An 18,946-nucleotide genomic window follows, 5' to 3' on the forward strand; every position below is an offset into this window, starting at 1 on the left:
CGGAGAGGTCATGCACGCACTACTGCGACTGGGTATCGTCGCGCTCGCCGCCGGGGTCCTCGCGACCCCGGCGGTCGGCGGCGAAAAGACCTACAAGGACCTGCCGACGGAAACGCCGGCCCATTTCACGCCGGTGAATGCCGGCTTCGATTTCGAACGCCGCACCGTCGACATCCCCATGCGCGACGGGGTGAAACTGCATACGGTGATCCTGCTACCCAAGGGCGCGAAACGCGCGGGCATGCTGCTCACGCGCACGCCTTACGGTGCCGACGGCATGGGGCATCGCGGGGACAGCCCACATCTTGGCCCGACCCTGCGCGGCTATGACAATCCGTCGGATGTCGTCGTCCAGGACGGCTATATTCGCGTCATCCAGGACATTCGCGGCAAGCACGGTTCCGAAGGCGACTTCGTAATGAACCGCCCGCCCATCGGCCATGGCAATCCTACGCCGGTCGATGAATCCTCGGACATCTACGACACGATCGACTGGTTGGTGAAAAACGTCCCGGAGTCGAACGGCAAGGTCGGCATCATCGGCATTTCGTACGATGGCTTCGAAGCGATGATCGCCACGATCCATCCGCATCCCGCGCTCAAAGTGGCGGTGCCGATCAACCCCATGATCGACGGCTGGATGGGCGACGACTGGTTCCATCGTGGCGCGTTCCGCCAGCAGATGATTCCCTACATCTACGGTATGGTGAACTCGCGCGAGAGCAACATCGGCTGGACGAGCGGCTATCGCGACGACTACGACCTGTACCTTCGTGGCGGTTCGGCGGGAGACATCGGTCGGGCCTATGGCATGGAAGCGCTCGGCTTCTGGCAGAAGGTGCTCGCCCACCCGGCCTACGACAGCTTCTGGTCGGAGCAGGCGCTGGACAAGATCGCCGCGAAGGAACCCCTGACCGTGCCGACGATGCTCGTGCACAGCCTGTGGGACCAGGAAGACAATTACGGCGACATGGCCGTCTTCCGCGCGCTCGCACCGCGCGACCCGGACCACAAGAAGGTGTGGCTGGTGATCGGGCCGTGGCGGCATGCCAAGACCTGGGAGAAGGCCAACACCATTGGCGCGGTGGATCTGGGTAGCGATACGGGCACGACGTTCCGGCAGGACATTCTTCGACCGTTCCTTGCGCAGTACCTGAAAGACGATGCACCGAAGGCGGATATCGCGCCGGTGAATGCGTTCGTTACCGGCGCCAATACGTGGCGCAAGCTGGATGCGTGGCCGTCGGGCTGTCGCTCAGGATGTGCACCGACCATGCAGCGCTGGTACGCAGAGGCAGAGGGTGGCCTTGGCGTGGCGACGCCATCGTCCGGCTCCGACGACTACGTTTCCGATCCGGCCAAACCGGTGCCGTATCGCGTCCGTCCGATTCAGGCGTGGTCGCACGGGACGCCAGACCAGGTCGACAGCTGGCCCGAGTGGCTAGTGGACGACCAGCGCCAGTTTGCGACACGCACCGATGTGCTTACCTATGTGTCGCCTGTGCTGGACAAGGCCATGGGTGTCTCCGGCGAACCGCTCGTGCATCTTCTCGCCTCCACCAGCGGCACGGACAGCGACTGGGTAGTCAAGCTGATCGACGTCTACCCGGACGACGTGGAAGAGAAGCCGTCGATGGGGGGTTACCAGCTGCCGATCGCTATGGAAATCTTCCGCGGGCGTTATCGCGAGGGCTATGACAAGCCCATGGCGATTACGCCGGACAAGCCGCTGGACTACCGTTTTCCGCTGCCCACGGTGAACCACGTGTTCCAGCCAGGCCACCGTGTGATGGTGCAGATCCAGTCGAGCTGGTTCCCGTTGTACGACCGGAATCCGCAGACGTTCGTGCCGAACATCTTCAATGCGAAGCCTGCGGATTATCAGAAGGCAACGCAGAAAATCGTGCGGGACGGAAGCAACGGAACGTTTGTGGAACTGCCGGTCGTCAGGTAGGAAACGTTTCGCGATTCGGGAGGCTATCGCCGATGAATCGGCTCCCACAAGGTCAGTCGACCGCACATGGTCAGTCGACACTGTAGGAGCCGATACTATGGGAGCCGACACTGTGGGAGCCGATTCATCGGCGATCCGGCGGCAGCCGGCAAGTTGAAGACAACATCCGGGATCTTCAGCAGCCGTCGCGTTACCGGCAGGACCCCGAACCTAAGACAGCCGCGGATGCTTCGCCGCCCTGAGCGTACGCGCTAATGCGCGAAAATCGTCCGCCCGCGGGTCCGACTTACGCCAGGCAAGTACGATGGTCCGCGCAAAATCATCCGGTAATGGCAAATAACGCATACCCACGACGCGCGTCGTCGCAAGCTGGGGCATCAGCGTGCAGCCCTCCCCAGCGGCGACCATGTAGCGGAGTGTCTCAAGGCTCGTTCTCTGTCGTTGGTCTGGGGCGACGTCATCGCAAGCAGCAAGCGCTTGGTCGCGCAGACAATGACCCTCTTCGAGAAGCAGGCGTTCACGAGGTTTGAGCGACGCCCATAGATCGCCGGTTTCTGTTGTCGCCGGATGATCGTCACGACATGCGAGCCTGAACGGCTCCTGGAAGATCGCCACGCAACTTACCTGCGTGTCGGTAACGGGCGCGGACATGAGCACCACGTCCAGTTCGCCACGGAGCAAGGCATGGACAAGATCATTCGTCTTGCCTTCGCCGAGTTCGAGCGCGACATCGGGGAAAGCTTTCTGGATGTCCCCCAATACATGCGGAAAGTAATACGGGCCAAGCGTCGCTATCGCCGAAAGTCGCAAGGTCCCGCCGAAGGCGCGCTCGGGCCGCAGCGCCATGTCCAGCAACCGGCGCCCCTCAACGAGTACCTTGCGCATCTGTTTCACCAGGCGGGCACCCTGCTCCGTCACAAGGATCATTCGCGTCGTTCGTTCGAAGATGACCGTACCCAGGCGGGTCTCCACACGACGGATCTGCACCGAGAGCGAGGGCTGGGTAACGTGGCAGCGCTCGGCGGCGCGCATGAAGTTGCCCAGATCAGCCACCGCAACGACGTACTCGAGGTCGCGTAGGGACAGTCCGGCGAGGTTACCCTGATCGGCGAACGGCTCGGGAAGTGCCGCCTGCTTCACAGCCATCCCTGCGTCTCCTCCAGCACGCGGTCGCATAGGACCGCCATGCCGTCGTCGCTATCGTTGAGGCAGGGAATCAACGTGAAGGCCTCACCGCCCGCCTCTCGAAAGTAGTGTGCGTTCTCGCGGCCGATCTCATCGATCGTCTCGATGCAATCCGCTGCGAAGCCCGGTGATATCACCGCGACGCGACGGACACCTTCGTGGGCGAGTTGGCGCATGGTGGCATCGGTATACGGCTGGAGCCAGTCCGCATAGCCAAATCGCGACTGGTAGGTGATACGGAAACGTGTGGGTGGCAGGTTCAAGGCATCGCGAAGCAATTCGCCGGTGTGCTGGCACTGCTCGTAATAGGGGTCACCCAAGGCAATGTTGCGCTGGGGAATCCCGTGGAACGAGGCGACGATCACCTCGGGCTCCTCCGCGATGGTTTCCAGCGTGGTGCGCACGGAACGGGCCAGTGCTTCGATGTACGACGGCTCGTCGAAGTACGACGGCACCACGCGCACCGCCGGCTGGTTGCGCATGGCGCGTAACACCTCGAACAGCTTGTCGTTAGCCGTCGCCGTGGTGGTCGCGGAATACTGCGGGTAGAGCGGGAACATCAGGATGCGATCGCAGCCCTGCGAGGTCAGGCGAGCGACGGCATCCTCGATCGAGGGGTTGCCGTAACGCATGCCCCAGTCGACGGCCACACTTTCTTCTCCGAATATCTCCGTTGCCCACGACGCCAGCTTCGTAGCCTGGTTGCGAGTGACGGTTTTCAGTGGACTCTCGTCGAGTTCGCGGTTCCAGATGCGCGCATAGTCCTTACCCTTGACTGCCGGCCGGCGCAGCAGCACCACGCCCTGCAGGATGGGCTGCCAGACGAGTCTCGGCAGTTCGATCACCCGCTGGTCGGAGAGGAACTCGGCGAGATAGCGGCGCACGGAACGGTAGTCGGTGCCGTCGGGGGTGCCGAGGTTGGAGAGGAGGATGCCGACCTTGCCCCGGGTTACGGCGGAGGAAGATGTTGTTCGCGGATGCGGTGCCGTAAGCGGTGTGGTTGTTGCTTCGGAGGAAAGGCTTCGCCGCTGAAGCGGCTCCCTCATACCGGGTGGGTCGGAGCGCCGGGGCGGGTCCCATGCGTGGAAGGAAGTGGCGTTTGGGTTTGCGGTGGTCATGGTCAGCCTCCAGCGGCTACCGTGAGCGAGGGGTGGCCGCGCTCGGCTACCTGCTCGCCGAGTGGCAAGCCGAGTTCGATCCAGACATCCAGGAGGGCGCTACTGAGCGCTTCTACCAGCGCGGCGTCGTGGAAAGGCGTCGGCGTAATGCGCAGGCGTTCCGTGCCACGCGGCACGGTGGGATAGTTGATCGGCTGGATGTAGATGCCGTGGCGGTCGAGCAACAGGTCACTCGCGCGCTTGCACAAGTCCGCATCACCCACCAGCAGCGGCACGATGTGTGTTTCGCTCGGCATCAGCGGCAGCCCGGCCGCAGCGAGCGCGGCCTTGGTCGCCTGCACCGCACGCTGCTGGCCCTGGCGCTCCGTCTGCGATGCTTTCAGGTGTCGCACAGATGCTGTGGCCGCGGCGGCCACCGGCGGCGGGAGTGTCGTGGTGAAGATGAAACCTGGCGCGTGCGACCGCACGGCGTCGATGACCACCTTGCGACCGGCGATGTATCCGCCCAGGGTGCCGAAAGCCTTCGCTAACGTACCTTCGATAACGTCGATGCGATGCGCCAGGCCTTCACGCTGGGCGATACCGCCGCCGCGTAGCCCGTACATGCCCACGGCATGCACTTCATCGACATAGGTCATCGCATTGTATTTCTCGGCGAGGTCGCAGATCGCCGCGATGGGCGCGATGTCACCGTCCATCGAATATACACTTTCGAAGGCGATCAGCTTCGGCCGATCGCCTGCGCGAACGAGAAGATCTTCCAGGTGCGCTAGATCGTTGTGACGCCAGATGCGCTTGTCGGCACCCGAGGCGCGCACGCCTTCGATCATGGAATTGTGGTTGAGCGCGTCCGACAGGATCACGCAATCCGGCAGCAGCCGGGCAATCGTGGCGATACCAGCGAGGTTTGACACATAGCCCGAGGTGAAGACCAGAGCAGCCTCCTTGTCGTGCAGGTCGGCGAGTTCGTTCTCGAGTTCGATGATCGCGTGGTGGTTGCCGGAGATGTTCCGGGTCCCACCCGCACCAGCGCCCATGGTGTGAGCGGCGTGGCTCATCGCCTCGATCACGGTGGGATGCTGGCCCATGCCGAGGTAGTCGTTGGAACACCATACGGTGACTTCCTTCGCGCCATCCGGGCCGTGGAGCATGGCCTTCGGGAAGCGGCCCACCTGGCGTTCCAGGTCGGCGAACACGCGGTATCGGCGTTCCTGCTTCAGAGCATCGATGCTGCGTTCAAAGTAAGAGAGGTAGTCGACCATGGTTGCCTCGTGGTTCTTGCTTAAACGAGAGGGGCCGTCGCCGGCCCCTCTGTTGTCACTGCGCTATCAGCCGAGTTTCGCCACGGCGTCGGCGATGCCCTTGCCGTAGTCCGGGTGGCAGGCCGTGCAGTTGTCGATGTGACGCTGGACCACCGGCTGCGAGGCACCCTTGATGGCGCGGGCCGTGTTGTCGAACAAGGTCTGCTTCTGTTCCGGGCTCATCATTTCGAACAGCTTGCGCGGCTGCGAGAAGTAATCCGTGTCTTCGCGGTGGTTCCAGCGCTTGGCCACCGTCTCGCCGATTTCCAGCGGCGGCTCGGAGAAGTCCGGCTGGGCCTGCAGCGCGCCACGGCTGTTCGGCTCGTAGCTGGTCGAGCCACCGCCGTTACCGTCGACACGCATGGCGCCGTCACGGTGATACGAATGCACGGGGCAGCGCGGTGCATTGACCGGAATCTGCGCGTAATTCACGCCAAGCCGGTAGCGCTGCGTGTCGCCGTAGGAGAACAGGCGGCCCTGGAGCATCTTGTCCGGCGAGAAACCGATACCCGGCACGATCACGGCCGGCGCAAACGCGGCCTGCTCGATGTCCTGGAAGAAGTTCTCGGGGTTGCGATTGAGCTCGAAAAAACCGACTTCGATCAACGGGTAGTCGGCGTGCGGCCAGACCTTGGTCAGGTCGAACGGGTTGTACGGTGTGTTGGCCGCTTCGGCTTCCGGCATAACCTGCACGAACAGCGTCCAGCGCGGGAATTCCTTGCGCTCGATGGCCTCGTACAGGTCGCGCTGGTTGCTTTCGCGGTCCTTGGCGACGACCTGGCCCGCTTCGTCGTCGGTCAGGTTCTGGATGCCCTGCTGGGTCTTGAAAGTGAACTTCACCCAGAAGCGCTCGTTGTTCGCGTTGATGAAGCTGTACGTATGGCTGCCGAACCCATGCATGTGGCGGAACGACTTCGGTACGCCGCGCTCGCTCATCACGATCGTGACCTGGTGCAGCGCCTCGGGCAGCAGCGTCCAGTAGTCCCAGTTGTTGTCGGCGCTGCGCATACCGGTGCGCGGGTCGCGCTTGATCGCGTGGTTCAGGTCCGGGAACTTCAGCGGATCGCGAATGAAGAACACCGGCGTGTTGTTGCCGACCAGATCCCAGTTACCCTCTTCCGTGTAGAACTTCAGCGCGAAGCCACGAATGTCGCGCTCGGCGTCCGCAGCGCCGCGCTCACCGGCGACGGTGGAGAAGCGCGCCATCATCTCGGTCGTCTTGCCCACGTTGGAGAAGATCTTCGCGCGCGTGTACTTCGTGATGTCGTGGGTGACCGTAAAGCTGCCGAAGGCGCCGGCACCCTTGGCATGCATGCGGCGCTCGGGAATCACTTCGCGGTCGAAGTGGGCGAGCTTCTCGAGGAACCAGACGTCCTGCAGGAGGGCCGGGCCACGCGGTCCGGCGGTCATCGTGTTGTTGTCGTCTGCGACAGGCGCGCCGAAGACGGTGGTCAGCTTGCTCATGGGTCTTACCCTTGCTGGTGTTCGTGGGAGAGGCGTGCGGTGGGGCCGCAACGTGGGGGCAACGTTAGGTCCCACCGACTGATAAGGGAAATTCATATTTATGACGGGGCCGATAGGGACTGGCTATGAGTGGCTCAAGTGCCTCCCCGCATAGAATCAACGACGCCATATCATCGGCGCTTGGAAGATCCGACGAAAAAAGGATTCATCGCGGAATTCAGAGCCTTCGGTGCCTGACTGGCAAGGCGCAGAGCCTTCGGTGCCCACCCTCGCTGCTCAGACACCCCTCCGCGTTTCGTACCGGAAGGCCGCTACCGCGGCCCATGTTCTTATTTGGCCTACGGCCGCTCCACTTGTCGGGAACTCGCCTCGAGGGTGGGCACCGAAGACTCTCCTGAACCCTGAGGTTCGTGGGGTCGAGCCGACGAAGCAACGCCGCTTCGGCTACCGGCTCGTCGCGATCGCCAAACGCTCGGCTCCAGCGCGCCAGTCGCGATCGTTCGCGTGAGTCGGTGCAGCGGCGAGGAACCACTTACCGAACCGGAATGCATGCGCCAGCGCGACTGCCGTGTCGGCCGGCTTCGGCCGCCACGCCGCCCAACGGCTCTCCGTCCAGCTAACCGTATCGTCGTGAGAGACCTTGGTGTCCACCCTCGATGCGAGTTCCGGACAAGTGGAGCGGCCGTAGGCCAAATAAGTACATGAGCCGCGGTAGCGGCCTTCCGGTACGAAACGCGGAGGACTGTCTGAGCAGCGAGGGTGGACACCAAGGTCTCCTCGCGAGACGCCCAAGTGTAGAAAGCGATGGCGAAGGCGAGCCATGTGCGAGTTGCGAGGTGCGAAAGAATGCCCCGGCAATCAGCGATGAAACGAAACGCCGCCGGGCTTGGCCAGCGGCGTTCGGTGTTTGCGTCAGACCGGGCCGGGATTCGGTGGTCGTAGCTGCGAGGTTGGCAGGCCTTTATAGCCCCAGTCTTCCATGGGTACTTCATCGATGACCACGAAGGTCACCTCCGGTGGCTTGCCGAGAACACGCTGGAGCGTCTCGGTGATTTCGGCGATGACCTGGGCTTTCTGCTCAGGTGTATTGCCTTCTTTGGTGATGCGAACGTTGACGTAAGGCATGGGGGGCGATTACCAGCGACCGGCGGTGCCGCCGCCGTCGACCGGCAGGACAACGCCATTGATGAAGGAAGCTTGCGCGAGGTAAACCACGGCCTCGGCAATCTCTTCCGGCGTACCCAGGCGACCTGCGGGATTCAGGCCGCTGAGGAATTCATGCGTCTCGGGCGAATGCATCGGCGTATCGATGACGCCGGGAGCCACAGCGTTGACGCGAACGTTATGGCGCGACAGCTCAATCGACAGTCCACGCGTGATCGCGTTGAGGCCACCCTTGGTCAGGACAGCCATCGTGCCCGGCACGTTGCGATCCGGCTGCATGCTCACCGAGGCGGTTACGTTAACGATGCTGCCTTCGTTGCGCGACACCATGTGGCGTGCGACGACCTGCGTCGGGTAGATGAAGCCGCGCAGATTCGTATCGATCACCGAGTCGATCTCGGCGGCGGTGAAGTCGACGAAGTCGCGCGCCACGAAGATGCCTGCGTTGTTTACCAGCACGTCCACCTGACCGAAGGCTTCGAGGGCGTGATCCAGCAGGCGCTCCGCCGTTTCCGGAAGGCTGATGTCGCCGGCCACGCCAAGAAAACGATCGGAATGGCCCAGCTCGGCGTGCGCAGCGTCCAGGCGCTCCTGGGTGCGGGCATTGCCGACGACGTTGTAGCCCAGGTCGAGGAAGGCCTTGGCAATGGCGAAACCGAGCCCGCTGGAGGCGCCGGTGACGATAACGGTCTTGTTGCTACTCATGGGGTTTGCACTCCGAAGGAATGAAACACAATCTATTGCTGCGGCAGGCGCGGATAAATAAGATCCGGGGCACAAGACTCATTACACGGTGTAACACCATGCAGCGGCAGTTCGACGACCTGATGTTGGGCAGCATCGAACTGTTCTGCCTGGCCGGGGAACTCGGTGGCTTCACGGCTGCGGCCACCGCCGCTGGCGTGACGCCCGCTGCGGTGAGCCGCTCCGTAGCCCGCCTGGAGGCCCGACTCGGTGTCCGCCTCTTCGTGCGCACCACCCGAAACATCCGCCTGACCGAAGCCGGCCGCGTCTATCTCGACCAGAGCCGCCAGGCCCTTGCCCAGTTCGCGGAAGCCGAGCAGATGGCCACAGGGCAGCAGGGACGCGCCGCGGGTCGCCTGCGCATCAGTGTGCCAACCACGTATGCGCACTATCGCCTGCTCCCTCTCCTGCCCGCGTTTCATCGCGAGCACCCGGATGTCCAGCTCGATCTGCATATCAGCAATCGCAACATCGCCTTCGCCGATGACGCGTTCGATCTCGCCATTCGTGTCCGCGCGCAGGCGGATTCCACGATGATCGTGCGCCTCCTGGAAGACGCCGCGCTTGTAGCAATTGCCTCTCCTGACTACATGAAAGGCAGGCGCGCACCACAGACCCTGGCCGACCTTGCCACCCTGGAGTGCATCCAGTTCGACCTGCCCAGTAGTGGACGACGTATTCCGTGGCTGTTCCGCGAGGATGGCGAGGACGTGGAGTTCGAGGCGGAGAGCGCGTTTACCGTGGGTGAGGATGTGCTGGGTGGGGTGACACTTGCACGCGCGGGTGCGGGGGTGTTCCAGACGTATCGTTTCATCGTGGAGAAGGACCTTGCCGAGGGTTCGTTGGTTGAATTGCTGCCGCAACTGGCCGGGCGGTCACGGCCGTTCAACCTGCTTTATCCGCACAGCCGGTTTGTGCCGTTGCGGGTGCGGGCGTTTATTGATTTTCTGACGGGGCGCGTTGCGGCTGGTTGATCGTCTGTCGCGGGCCGTTTCGCCGATGAATCGGCTCCCACACAGAGCCACTGAGCCCTTGTGGGAGCCGGCCTCTTATGGGAGCCGGCCTCTTACGAAAGCCGGGCTCTTGTGGGAGCCGGGCTCTTATGGGAGCCGGCCTCTTGTGGGAGCCGAGCTGTTGTGGGAGCCGATTCATCGGCGATAAGCGTCAGAAGTCCCAGCGCGCTCCAAGATTGAGCCCCCAACCCCGCGTCCCCGCATCCCCCAGATTCTTCTGCCAATCGGCCTCGCCATAAATCGACACCCGGTTCGCCCAACCCACGGTTCCGCCAAAGCCGATCTCGCCCATTCGCCCGAAACTGCCGCCGACGAACTGCTGCGTAAGATCAAGGCCTTCCGCACCGACATCCAGCTTCGTGTTGCCGCCCCAGCCACGGATGTAATTCACCCGCACATACGGCGTCGCCTTGCGACCGGTGTCGCTTACCCAGGTGCGGTCAAAACGCAGCCCCGCACGGCCAATGGTCTGTTCGAATGTCTGGTAATGCGTCGTTACCCCGTCGAGATCGACCTGGTCGTGCATCGAAATATTCTGGCGTGTGAGCTGCAGCTGCGGCTCGAGTTCCCATCCGCCATCGAAGCGCCACGGGTAACCGGTCTCTACGGAACCCGTCCAGCCAGACGCATGTAAACGCCGCCGCACCCTTGGCACGCGCGGTGTCGACATCGCCCTGCTGCCGGTCGCCGGACGCGACCACATCGACGTAGAACCCGTTGGTACGCTGCCAGGTGACAAACATGGCAAACGAATTGCCATAGAACTTCGCATGGCTGTGGCCGTCTACCGCGTGCGGATCCAGCGTCGTTGTACCGTGCGTATACGCGATGCCCGCACGAAGCGTGGATGCCTCTGAATCCAGGGCGAAGATGTTCGTGCCGACCTGCACCGCGCGCGTATCCACGTCCGCATCGTAGCCAAATTCCTTGAACGAACGATCCGTCGAAGTCGTGTAATCGCCGCCGATGAAGCGGACGAAGGGTTCGCCGCCGAGGCCTTCGCCCTTGTCGTCCATGTTGCGTATCTCACCGAGGCGGCGGTGCAGGTTATCCACGTTTTGATAGCTGTACAGCGCCAGCGCCGAAGGCGAGACGATGTACGCAGGTACCTGGGGAACAACAGCAGGCCGGGCATTCGCCGGCGGCAGCGAATCCACCGTCGGCATGAAGGCCGGCGGGCCACCAGGCGTTGCCGCCACCGCGCCGGGAGGCGGCGGCGGTGCGACATACGGCGTACCTGCGGGAGGCGTGGGTGCCGGCGTAATCGTGGTTGGCGCGGGACACGGGCCATCGCACACCAGCACATTGGCGAGCCGGTAATCCCAGAAGTTATTGCCCGACGTAGCACCACCCACCACGCGCTGGGATGCCTCGCTGCTACCGGGCGAGAATGCATAAAGGCCGTACTGCCACGGACCGACGGCGAGATAGCCGCCATTGAGCCGGAATGCGCCGCCGTCCGATGCGCCAGCCACCTGGACCACGGAAATACCCTCGCCCGCGCTCACGTAGCCGTTCGCATCGAGGTCGGTCAGGGCCCCTGTACTCGCCACAGCGGGCGTGATGTTGAGCAACGTCTCGCCGCTTGCGTTGCCACGCACGAGCAGGCGGTCGGTTGCCTGGTTGCCCAGTACGCCGCCCTCGTTGAGATCGGTCACCAGATTGATACGCCCGCCGTTACCCGCATAGGAGCCATCGATCGTCAGGCTATTACCCGGCGACCCCGCGCCATTGGTCAGGTCGATCGTGCCGGCGTTCATCACGTTGGCCGATCCTGGCGACGCACCCGAGATAACCGGATGTACGTTGTCGCCAGCGAACAGCGTCGAGGTCGAGTCGATGGTCACGTCGCTGTTCGCGAGGTGCACATCATCGGTGAGCGTGAAGTTCGCCCCGTTGGCGAAGGCAATCGTGTTCCAGCCGTTGCCGAGGTTGATGCCCTTGCCGAGATCATCTGCGGCGAACGAGCCACCCCGTGCCTGTGTCCCACTGAAGGTGAGTGTGTTCCCGCCGCCGGTACCGGCCAGGAGGTGATACGTGCTCGACGTGTCGACGGCGCCTACGTTCGCCACGTTATTGGCGCCGTCGCCCATCGTGACACCGCCGTTGAGCGTGCCACCCGTCCAGTTCACGATGTCGCTGCCGGCGCCCGTGACTACGTCGCCCTGAATCGACCCGGCGGAGATACTCACGGTGTCGTTGCCGCTACTGCCGCGCACGGCCACGGCGGCAGGAGACACCGCGGTCACCGCCCCACTGTTGCTGAAGCTCGTTCCCGATCCATTGGACAGATCCACGACAGGCGCGGTGTTGCTCACTGATGTCAGGTTGCCGCTGTTGAATACCGACGATGCCGTGCCGGCCAGTAGTGCGGGCCCGCCCGCCGCGTTGAGGATGTTCACCGTTGCCGCACTGGTCACCGCACCGGTGGTCAGCGCCTGGATACCCGTCGCACCAACACCGTTCCCGTGCACGACGAAGCCCGGTCCGATTGCAAAATCCGTACTGGCTGCGCTGCCGTCCGCGCGGCGGAACGCGTAACCGACGCCCGCACCGTCGACTTCCACATTCGCCGTCGACGCCGGATCGATTGGCGTCGCCGTGCGCAGGCCGGCGCCATTGGCTACGCGCAAGGTTGCACCGCTCAGGGTGATGGCGCCGATCTCGGCGGCATTTTCGATCGCATTGCCCGTGCCCAGCGTGGTGATCGTCGTGCCGGTAGCCGTCAACGATGTTGCGCCGGTATCCAGGAGGATGCCGTGGGCAGACCCGTTGGTCACGATCGCTGAATCGCCGCTACCCAGCGCGAGCCCGGCGCCGCTGATCAGCTGCACGCCGGCGAGGCCATCGTCGACCACGATCGACCCGGCAGGATTAAGGCGCTGCGTGCCCGCTCCCTCCACGCGCACGCCCGTGCCGCTCAGCACGTGGATGCTGCCGTTGTTGGCGAACGTACCGCCGGTACGCAGGATGGCACCGGTTGCCGATGGTCCGCTCAGGTTCACGGCAGCGTTGTTGGTCGCCGCCGCATTGGTTTCCACAATGAAGCCCGTCGCGCCTGCACCGCTGAAATTCACCGCGCCGGCATTCATCAGCGAGGCGCCGTTACGTGCGATGTATCCGGTCACGCCCGTCTGCGATGAGGTCAGGCTGGCCATGCTGTTGAGCGAGGTACTACGCACGACGGAACCACTGTTCGCTCCAGTGAGGTCGTGCTTCTGGCCGTCGGCGATGCCGGCTATCGCACCCACGCCCGTCAACGACATCGTCGTCGCCGCGTCGATGGTGGCGGCCGAGCCACCTTCGGCCACGACACCCTGCGCGGCAGCCCCGGAAACGGTGATATTGGCGTTGCGCGTATTCAGCACCGACCCCGTACCGCTGCCGAGAATACCGGTGGACTGCGCACCCGAAGCACTCATGGTCAAACCGGTACCGTCGAAATCCGCACCGCTGTCCAGCCGGAAAAGCGTGGACTGCGTGGTCGCTACGTCGAGGTTCGAGCCACCGACGACGTTGATATGCGCATCGTTGCCGAAGGCAAAAAAACCGATCTGTTTACTGCCGCTGGTGAAAGCCGGGGCCGCACCTGCCGCCACCGTAACGGTGGCACGACCACGTGCATGAATGCCGATGGCGCCGTCACCGAGGAGGTTGACCGGGCCCTGCACGTTCGCCCGCGCGGTGCCCGTGCCCTGCCCCTCCGCCCAGACGCCGAAGTTGCGCGTGCCACTGGAAGGATCGGCGCCGCCGGCGACATTGATCGTGCCTGTCGAGGTCACGTTGGGCGATACCGCACCGGTAGACAGGGCCTTGAGCCCAACACCGTTTACACCGTTGACGTTGATGGTGCCGCTGTTGACCACGGCACCCGTGACGCCACCGTTCTGCACAAGGATTCCGTCGTTCTCGCGTGGGACGGCAGCGGCACGGCCATTTACATTGATCGTGCCGGAGCTGGTGACGTTCGCCGTCGGTGAACTCACCAGGATGCCCGCCGCGTTCTGCGTAAGGTTGCCGATGGTGATGTTGCCCTGGTTGTTCACCGTGCCGCCAACGGCCACGTTGATACCCGTGGTGACCGCCTGTTGGTTGATCGCGATATCCGCAGGTGCGACAGCGGGATCCTGCTGCGGTCCCCGCCCGATGTAGATCGTGCCGCCTGCCGTGTTGGTGAACGTCGCCGAGGCATCGTTGAGGTAAACGCCGTCCATCGAGCCGTTCGAACGCGACCCGGTCACGCCGACATTGACGATGCCGGTGTTGATCGCGGTCGCGCCGGCACCAACACGAATGCCAGTCGATTTGCCTGCGCCGTTGGAGTTGCCGGTGGCGAGGTTGAGGATCCCGGCATTGGCGAACGTGCTGTTCGATTGCACATCGACCACGTTGGAACCGAACTCACCATTGGTGATCAGCGCGCCCGCCCCGACGGCCTGCCGGAAGAAGTTGCCGTTGATGACGCCGTTGTTCGTGCCTGAGCTGCCGCCCGTAAGAATCACCGCCGAACCATCGCCCGTGGTGTGCGTGGTCGCCAGCGTGCCCTGAATATTCACGGTGGCCCCGCTTTCGCCGCGCACCGCGCCGTTGTTGGCATTGACCACTTCGAGCGTGGCACCCGGTGCGATCGTGCCGTGCGCGTTGGCACCGACGAGATGCATCACGATGCGATCGCCGATCGGCTGGGCCACCTCGTCAGGCGGACTGTCGGCGCTCTGGCCGTACTTGATCTGTTCTGTCGTCGAGGTGTAGCCGCGCGCGAAAAGCGCGTTGTATTGAGCAGGGTCGAGGTTACCCGCCTGCAGTTGACCGATCAGGAAATCGTTATACGAACGCAGGTCGGCATCATTATTCACCGTGTGCGACGTGGTAACCCCGTCACTGGTGGTGACGCTGAATGTGCCGCCGTAGTGCGCAACGAACGAAACACCGAAGTTGTTCGGCACCGTCGGGTCGGCGACGGCACCCGTGAAGGTGATCCGGTTGTTCGAGGTCCAGTCGATGTTGCTGGCCGCCGTGCCGGTACCGTCCGCGTAGAACAGCGACGACTGCTTTGCCGCCATCGTCCAGCCGTTCGTAGCCGCCGTGGATGCCGCGCCCGCTGTTCCGATATTGACGTTCAGCGTCCCGCCTGCCGCGGTCACCGTGCCGACGCGTGCGTTGATGTACTGCTGGTTGTTGACGTTGACCACATCGGGCACCGTCGTATTCGCGTCCACCGGAGCCGTCGGATTGAGGTTGGCTGTCGCGTACGTCGACACCACGCGCCGCCCACCGGTAATCGGATCGGGCACGCTCACCCCGAAATTCTGGCTTCCGGGGTTCAGGCGCGCGGCGCCGATCCACTGCGTGCCGGAGATCAGCCGTCCGAGGGCATCGAGCGCACCGAGCGTGGTGTTGCGGGTCCCCGAGTCGCCGGCGGCGAAAAGTTGGGGGCCCGAGATCGTGACGTTGCCCCCACCGGGAACCACGGTCTGTCCGACCAGGTTGTCGTTCACCGTGGGGTCGTAGCCGGGAAGGGTGACCGTCTGTGCGCTGGCTGGCCAGGAGGCCGGGGCAAGGGCTGCCAGAATGGCCAGGCACAGGACATCCTGCCGCCGCGCCATCCGTACCTGGCGGCGTGTCGTCGCGTAACGCGTTTTCATGCTTCGTACCCCATTCACCGCTTTCCATGCGGCTGAGTTGCACGTCCGGCCATCCCTTTCCGCGGCAAGGCGAGGTCCCCCCTCCCTACGCTCCCACCCGGTCGTCGATGACCTTCAGTGCGGAGCGGCGATCCGCACGTTGCCGTTGCGAATCACCCCATGGGCCCTTCTTAGGCGGCGGCAGATGAAGAAAACGTGCACGCAGGGATCACGAAAGGTGAACGGGCCGTGGGCTGAACGAGGTCGCAACCTCCCCTATACTCCCGCCGATGAAGCCAAACGTCCTGCTGCAGTACATCCTCCCGCATCGGTTCCTTTCCCGCATCGTCTACTGGGCGACACGATGGGAGTGGGCGCCATGGAAGGACTTCCTGATCCGGGAGATCGTGCAGCGGTACGACGTGGACATGAGCCAGGCGGCCCAGCCGGACCCGCTGAGCTACGCGCATTTCAATGCGTTTTTCACCCGAAAGTTGAAGCCCGGCGCGCGCAGCGCCGACCCGGATCCGCAGGCGATCCTCTGCCCGGCTGACGGTCGGATCAGCCAGTCGGGTCGCATCCGCGAGGGGCGGATCTTCCAGGCCAAGGGCCAGGAGTACACGGCCGCCGAACTGCTCGGCGACGAGGCCGCTGCCGTGCCATTCCGCAACGGCAGCTTTGCCACGATTTACCTGTCTCCACGCGACTACCACCGCGTGCACATGCCCCTGGCCGGCGAGCTCACCGGAACCACCCACGTGCCCGGACGCATCTTCAGCGTCGCGCCTTTCGCGGTCGCCGATATTCCCCGGCTGTTTGCCCGCAATGAACGCCTGGTCTGCAAGTTCAACGGCGACCACGGCCCCTTCGTCTCGGTCATGGTCGGCGCCATCCTGGTGTCCAGCGTGGCGACGGTCTGGGACGGCATGGCCATCCCGCCGTATGCCTCGGACATCATCCGGGTCGACTGCGCGGGGCGCGATATCCGCCTCGAGCGATTTGCCGAAATGGCCCGGTTCAACATGGGTTCGACGGTTATCCTGCTGCTGCCGGAGGGCTATGAACTGGATGCCCTCCAGCCGCAACAGGCGGTCGTTGTGGGACAACGGATCGGCCGCTGGACAGGACCCTCGTCACCGACGTGACCGGGGACGTCACTTTGTGACGAAAACGTCTTACATTTGACGTACGGGCAGCGTATGCTTCGGGCCTCTGGTGCTCCTCGGGGGAAGGGCCTGGACCGAAGAAGCATCCGTCTAGGGGAAGTCGTCCATGCGTCTCGTCAGTCATCTCATTGCCGTCAATCGCGAAATCCGCCTTCGCAGGCAGCTCGCGGATATCGAGCGCGTCGTCCTGGCCCTGCCGGTACGTGCGCATGCCGACCTGCAGCAGCTGGTCCGCCGCGAAATGGAACAGGCCGCCGCCTGTGACTTCCCCCACCTGTACGGCACGCCGCCCGAAGAACGCTACAGCACCTACGGACACGGTCCGGATATCGGCCTGGGCAAGGCCCGGTCGGAAAATCCGCTGATCGCCACCCGTGGCGTGGCTTTGTGGATCGCCTCGGTTTACCACGAGACGCTCGACGCCCGTCGGCCGAACATGGAAGACCTGCACCGCCAGATCCTTCGCCTGATGCGTCAGATCAAGGAGCTCTCCGCTCCCGGTCGCGGCGATGCGAGCGATCGCTGGATGGAACCCCACGCCGTAGCGTGAGGCACCTCCGTCACCGGCAGACCGGTACGCGGATCGACTGACCCACCTTCAACGCATGGCCCTTGAGGCCATTGATCTTCGCGATGTCCTCGACATCCGCGCAGCTGCTCTTGCGCGCAATGCTCACCAACGTGTCGCCACGGCGTACGGTGTAGCTCTTCGACGAGCTACCCGACGACTTCGACGATGACGAAGAGCCCGAGCTCGACGCACCGCTTGCCAGCGCTGCCGAGGTGGCAGCCGGCGGTGGCGGCGCGATGATCTTCACCGCGTTATGCAGGTCGCTGGCGAGGATAGGCCAGGGGCCGTCCGCGCAGCTGGAAGCGTAGGCCCGTTCAAGCTGCTTGGGCACTTCCAGGCGCGCACCGACCGGCTGGCTCACCTGAGGATCAAGACGCGGGTTGAGGTTGCGCAGCGTGCGGAACCAGCCCTGCGGCATGTCCTCGGCCGAGCCCAGGCAGACCGTGAGCTCGGACAGCGATGCCGGGCGCTTCAGGACAATCTGCCCGCCTTCACCGTCGATCTTCGGCCACTTCAGGTGATAGCTGTCCGGATGCAGGAACAGCCACGCAGCGGCCAGCACCATCGGCACGTAGTCGCGTGTTTCAGCCGACATCTGGCCGTAGATCTGCGGGTCGTAGAAGCTCGCGCCCGGGCTGCCGGCGGCAATGCGGCGCATGCGCCCTTCACCGCCGTTGTACGCGGCCAGCGTCATCTCGAGATTGTTGTTGAACGCACCGAGCTGCTCGTCGATGTACTCGGCGTTGGCCTGCGCGGACATGGTCGGATCGAAGCGCTGGTCGAAACCGTCGGCGTTGGAGAGGCCAAAACGCAGGCCCGTCGCATACATGAACTGCAGGGGGCCGGAAGCACCCGAACGGGAAACAGCGTGGACCTTGCCGCCGGATTCCTTGGCCATGATGCCGAACAGCAAGGCCTCCGGGAGGTCGGCCTTCTTGTAGGCCGGCCACATCTTGTAGCGCATCATCTGGTAATTGACGTACGCGTCCATGAGGTTCGGACGCAGCTGGGTCAGCCACATCTCGAGGGCGGCCTTCACCGGGCCGTTCATCACCATCATGTCGGAGAACTGCTGACCGCGAAGCATCGTGACGCTGCGCTGTGCCTGGGGAAGCGTACCGACGGCCACGGTGCCCGAGGCATCGCCCGGCTGGGCACCGACTTCAGCCCCCTGCTCGGTATCGTCGGCGTCTTCGCCCTCGATGAAGCTGCCGTCCTTCAGGCGCAACAGGCGATCGAAGACCGCGGCGAAACGCTGGGGATCACACCCGGGCGTCAGGCCACAACGGGCCGAGGCATCCTTGAGCTGGTCCAGCGCCTGCTTGCGGGTCTGGGCCGCCTGCGGGGTGTCGCCACGGCGAGCCTGGTCGATCGAGGACTCGTAGCCCTTGCTTGCCTGGTTCATCCGGTCGTACAACGCATTGACCTCGGGCGTTGCGGCGGCCTTACCCGGACGCGGAGCGCCACTGGAAGCACAGCCGGCCAGAATGGCCAGCGGCAGGAACAAAAGGGAACGGGGGACGCGAACAGGCATGCAGGGCTCGGGGTCGGACAATGCCGGCCACGTTACCCCTGGCGCCCCCTCGACTCAAGCGGCGTGATGCGAAATTCTCCGTAACGGCATGCTGTTGCGTAAACTTGT

At 63.9% G+C, this 18,946-nt stretch carries 12 protein-coding genes and 1 pseudogene; 4 read left to right on the forward strand and 9 right to left on the reverse strand.

What is annotated here, in order from left to right; all coding sequences use genetic code 11:
• The first annotated feature begins 10 nt into the window (after positions 1-10).
• Complete coding sequence (locus ACVWWJ_RS15535) at positions 11-1,954, forward strand: CocE/NonD family hydrolase (RefSeq protein ID WP_456968586.1); 1,944 nt, start codon at positions 11-13, stop codon at positions 1,952-1,954.
• A gap of 210 nt (positions 1,955-2,164) precedes the next feature.
• On the opposite strand, the gene ACVWWJ_RS15540 is transcribed toward ACVWWJ_RS15535, so the two are convergent.
• The 6 genes from ACVWWJ_RS15540 to ACVWWJ_RS15565 all read right to left on the reverse strand — a co-directional run bounded on the left by ACVWWJ_RS15540 (position 2,165) and on the right by ACVWWJ_RS15565 (position 8,891).
• Entirely contained in the window at positions 2,165-3,100 is a 936-nt protein-coding gene (locus ACVWWJ_RS15540) for a LysR substrate-binding domain-containing protein (RefSeq protein ID WP_456968588.1), read from the reverse strand.
• Positions 3,091-4,257, reverse strand: coding sequence for a ferrochelatase (gene hemH / locus ACVWWJ_RS15545; RefSeq protein ID WP_456968589.1), 1,167 nt, complete (start codon positions 4,255-4,257; stop codon positions 3,091-3,093). The genes ACVWWJ_RS15540 and hemH overlap by 10 nt, the downstream gene beginning before the upstream one ends.
• Positions 4,258-4,259: 2 nt before the next feature.
• Positions 4,260-5,519 carry a 5-aminolevulinate synthase gene (gene hemA, locus ACVWWJ_RS15550; protein ID WP_456968591.1) on the reverse strand — a complete coding sequence of 420 codons (1,260 nt, stop codon included), beginning with the start codon at positions 5,517-5,519 and terminating at the stop codon, positions 4,260-4,262.
• A 66-nt stretch (positions 5,520-5,585) separates the two neighbouring features.
• The gene (locus tag ACVWWJ_RS15555) at positions 5,586-7,022 is read right to left on the reverse strand and encodes a catalase (protein WP_456968593.1); all 1,437 of its coding nucleotides are present in this window, start codon (positions 7,020-7,022) and stop codon (positions 5,586-5,588) included.
• Between the two features lie 912 nt (positions 7,023-7,934).
• The gene (locus tag ACVWWJ_RS15560; protein ID WP_159895551.1) at positions 7,935-8,147 is read right to left on the reverse strand and encodes a tautomerase family protein; all 213 of its coding nucleotides are present in this window, start codon (positions 8,145-8,147) and stop codon (positions 7,935-7,937) included.
• Positions 8,148-8,156: 9 nt separating this feature from the next.
• Complete coding sequence (locus tag ACVWWJ_RS15565) at positions 8,157-8,891, reverse strand: SDR family NAD(P)-dependent oxidoreductase (protein WP_456968594.1); 735 nt, start codon at positions 8,889-8,891, stop codon at positions 8,157-8,159.
• A 98-nt stretch (positions 8,892-8,989) separates the two neighbouring features.
• Between ACVWWJ_RS15565 and ACVWWJ_RS15570 the strand changes: the two genes are divergently transcribed.
• On the forward strand, positions 8,990-9,904 hold the full coding sequence (locus ACVWWJ_RS15570) for a LysR substrate-binding domain-containing protein (protein WP_456968596.1): 915 nt from the start codon (positions 8,990-8,992) through the stop codon (positions 9,902-9,904).
• A 190-nt stretch (positions 9,905-10,094) separates the two neighbouring features.
• On the opposite strand, the gene ACVWWJ_RS15575 is transcribed toward ACVWWJ_RS15570, so the two are convergent.
• Together ACVWWJ_RS15575 and ACVWWJ_RS15580 are read right to left on the reverse strand one after the other, a co-directional pair.
• Positions 10,095-10,715, reverse strand: a complete 621-nt coding sequence (locus ACVWWJ_RS15575; RefSeq protein WP_456968597.1) for an autotransporter outer membrane beta-barrel domain-containing protein — start codon at positions 10,713-10,715, stop codon at positions 10,095-10,097.
• 637 nt (positions 10,716-11,352) lie between these two features.
• Positions 11,353-15,588, reverse strand: a pseudogene (locus ACVWWJ_RS15580) (beta strand repeat-containing protein); the annotation flags it as partial.
• Between the two features lie 269 nt (positions 15,589-15,857).
• Here ACVWWJ_RS15580 and asd point away from each other — a divergent pair.
• Both asd and ACVWWJ_RS15590 read left to right on the forward strand, forming a co-directional pair.
• The gene (asd, locus tag ACVWWJ_RS15585; protein ID WP_456968599.1) at positions 15,858-16,712 is read left to right on the forward strand and encodes an archaetidylserine decarboxylase; all 855 of its coding nucleotides are present in this window, start codon (positions 15,858-15,860) and stop codon (positions 16,710-16,712) included.
• Positions 16,713-16,839: 127 nt separating this feature from the next.
• Positions 16,840-17,283: a hypothetical protein gene (locus ACVWWJ_RS15590; RefSeq protein WP_200851783.1), complete on the forward strand. Its 444-nt coding sequence runs from the start codon at positions 16,840-16,842 to the stop codon at positions 17,281-17,283.
• A gap of 10 nt (positions 17,284-17,293) precedes the next feature.
• On the opposite strand, the gene ACVWWJ_RS15595 is transcribed toward ACVWWJ_RS15590, so the two are convergent.
• Complete coding sequence (locus ACVWWJ_RS15595) at positions 17,294-18,838, reverse strand: transglycosylase SLT domain-containing protein (protein ID WP_456968600.1); 1,545 nt, start codon at positions 18,836-18,838, stop codon at positions 17,294-17,296.
• Positions 18,839-18,946: the final 108 nt, after the last annotated feature.

It is taken from the genome of Luteibacter sp. HA06 (genome assembly GCF_054061215.1).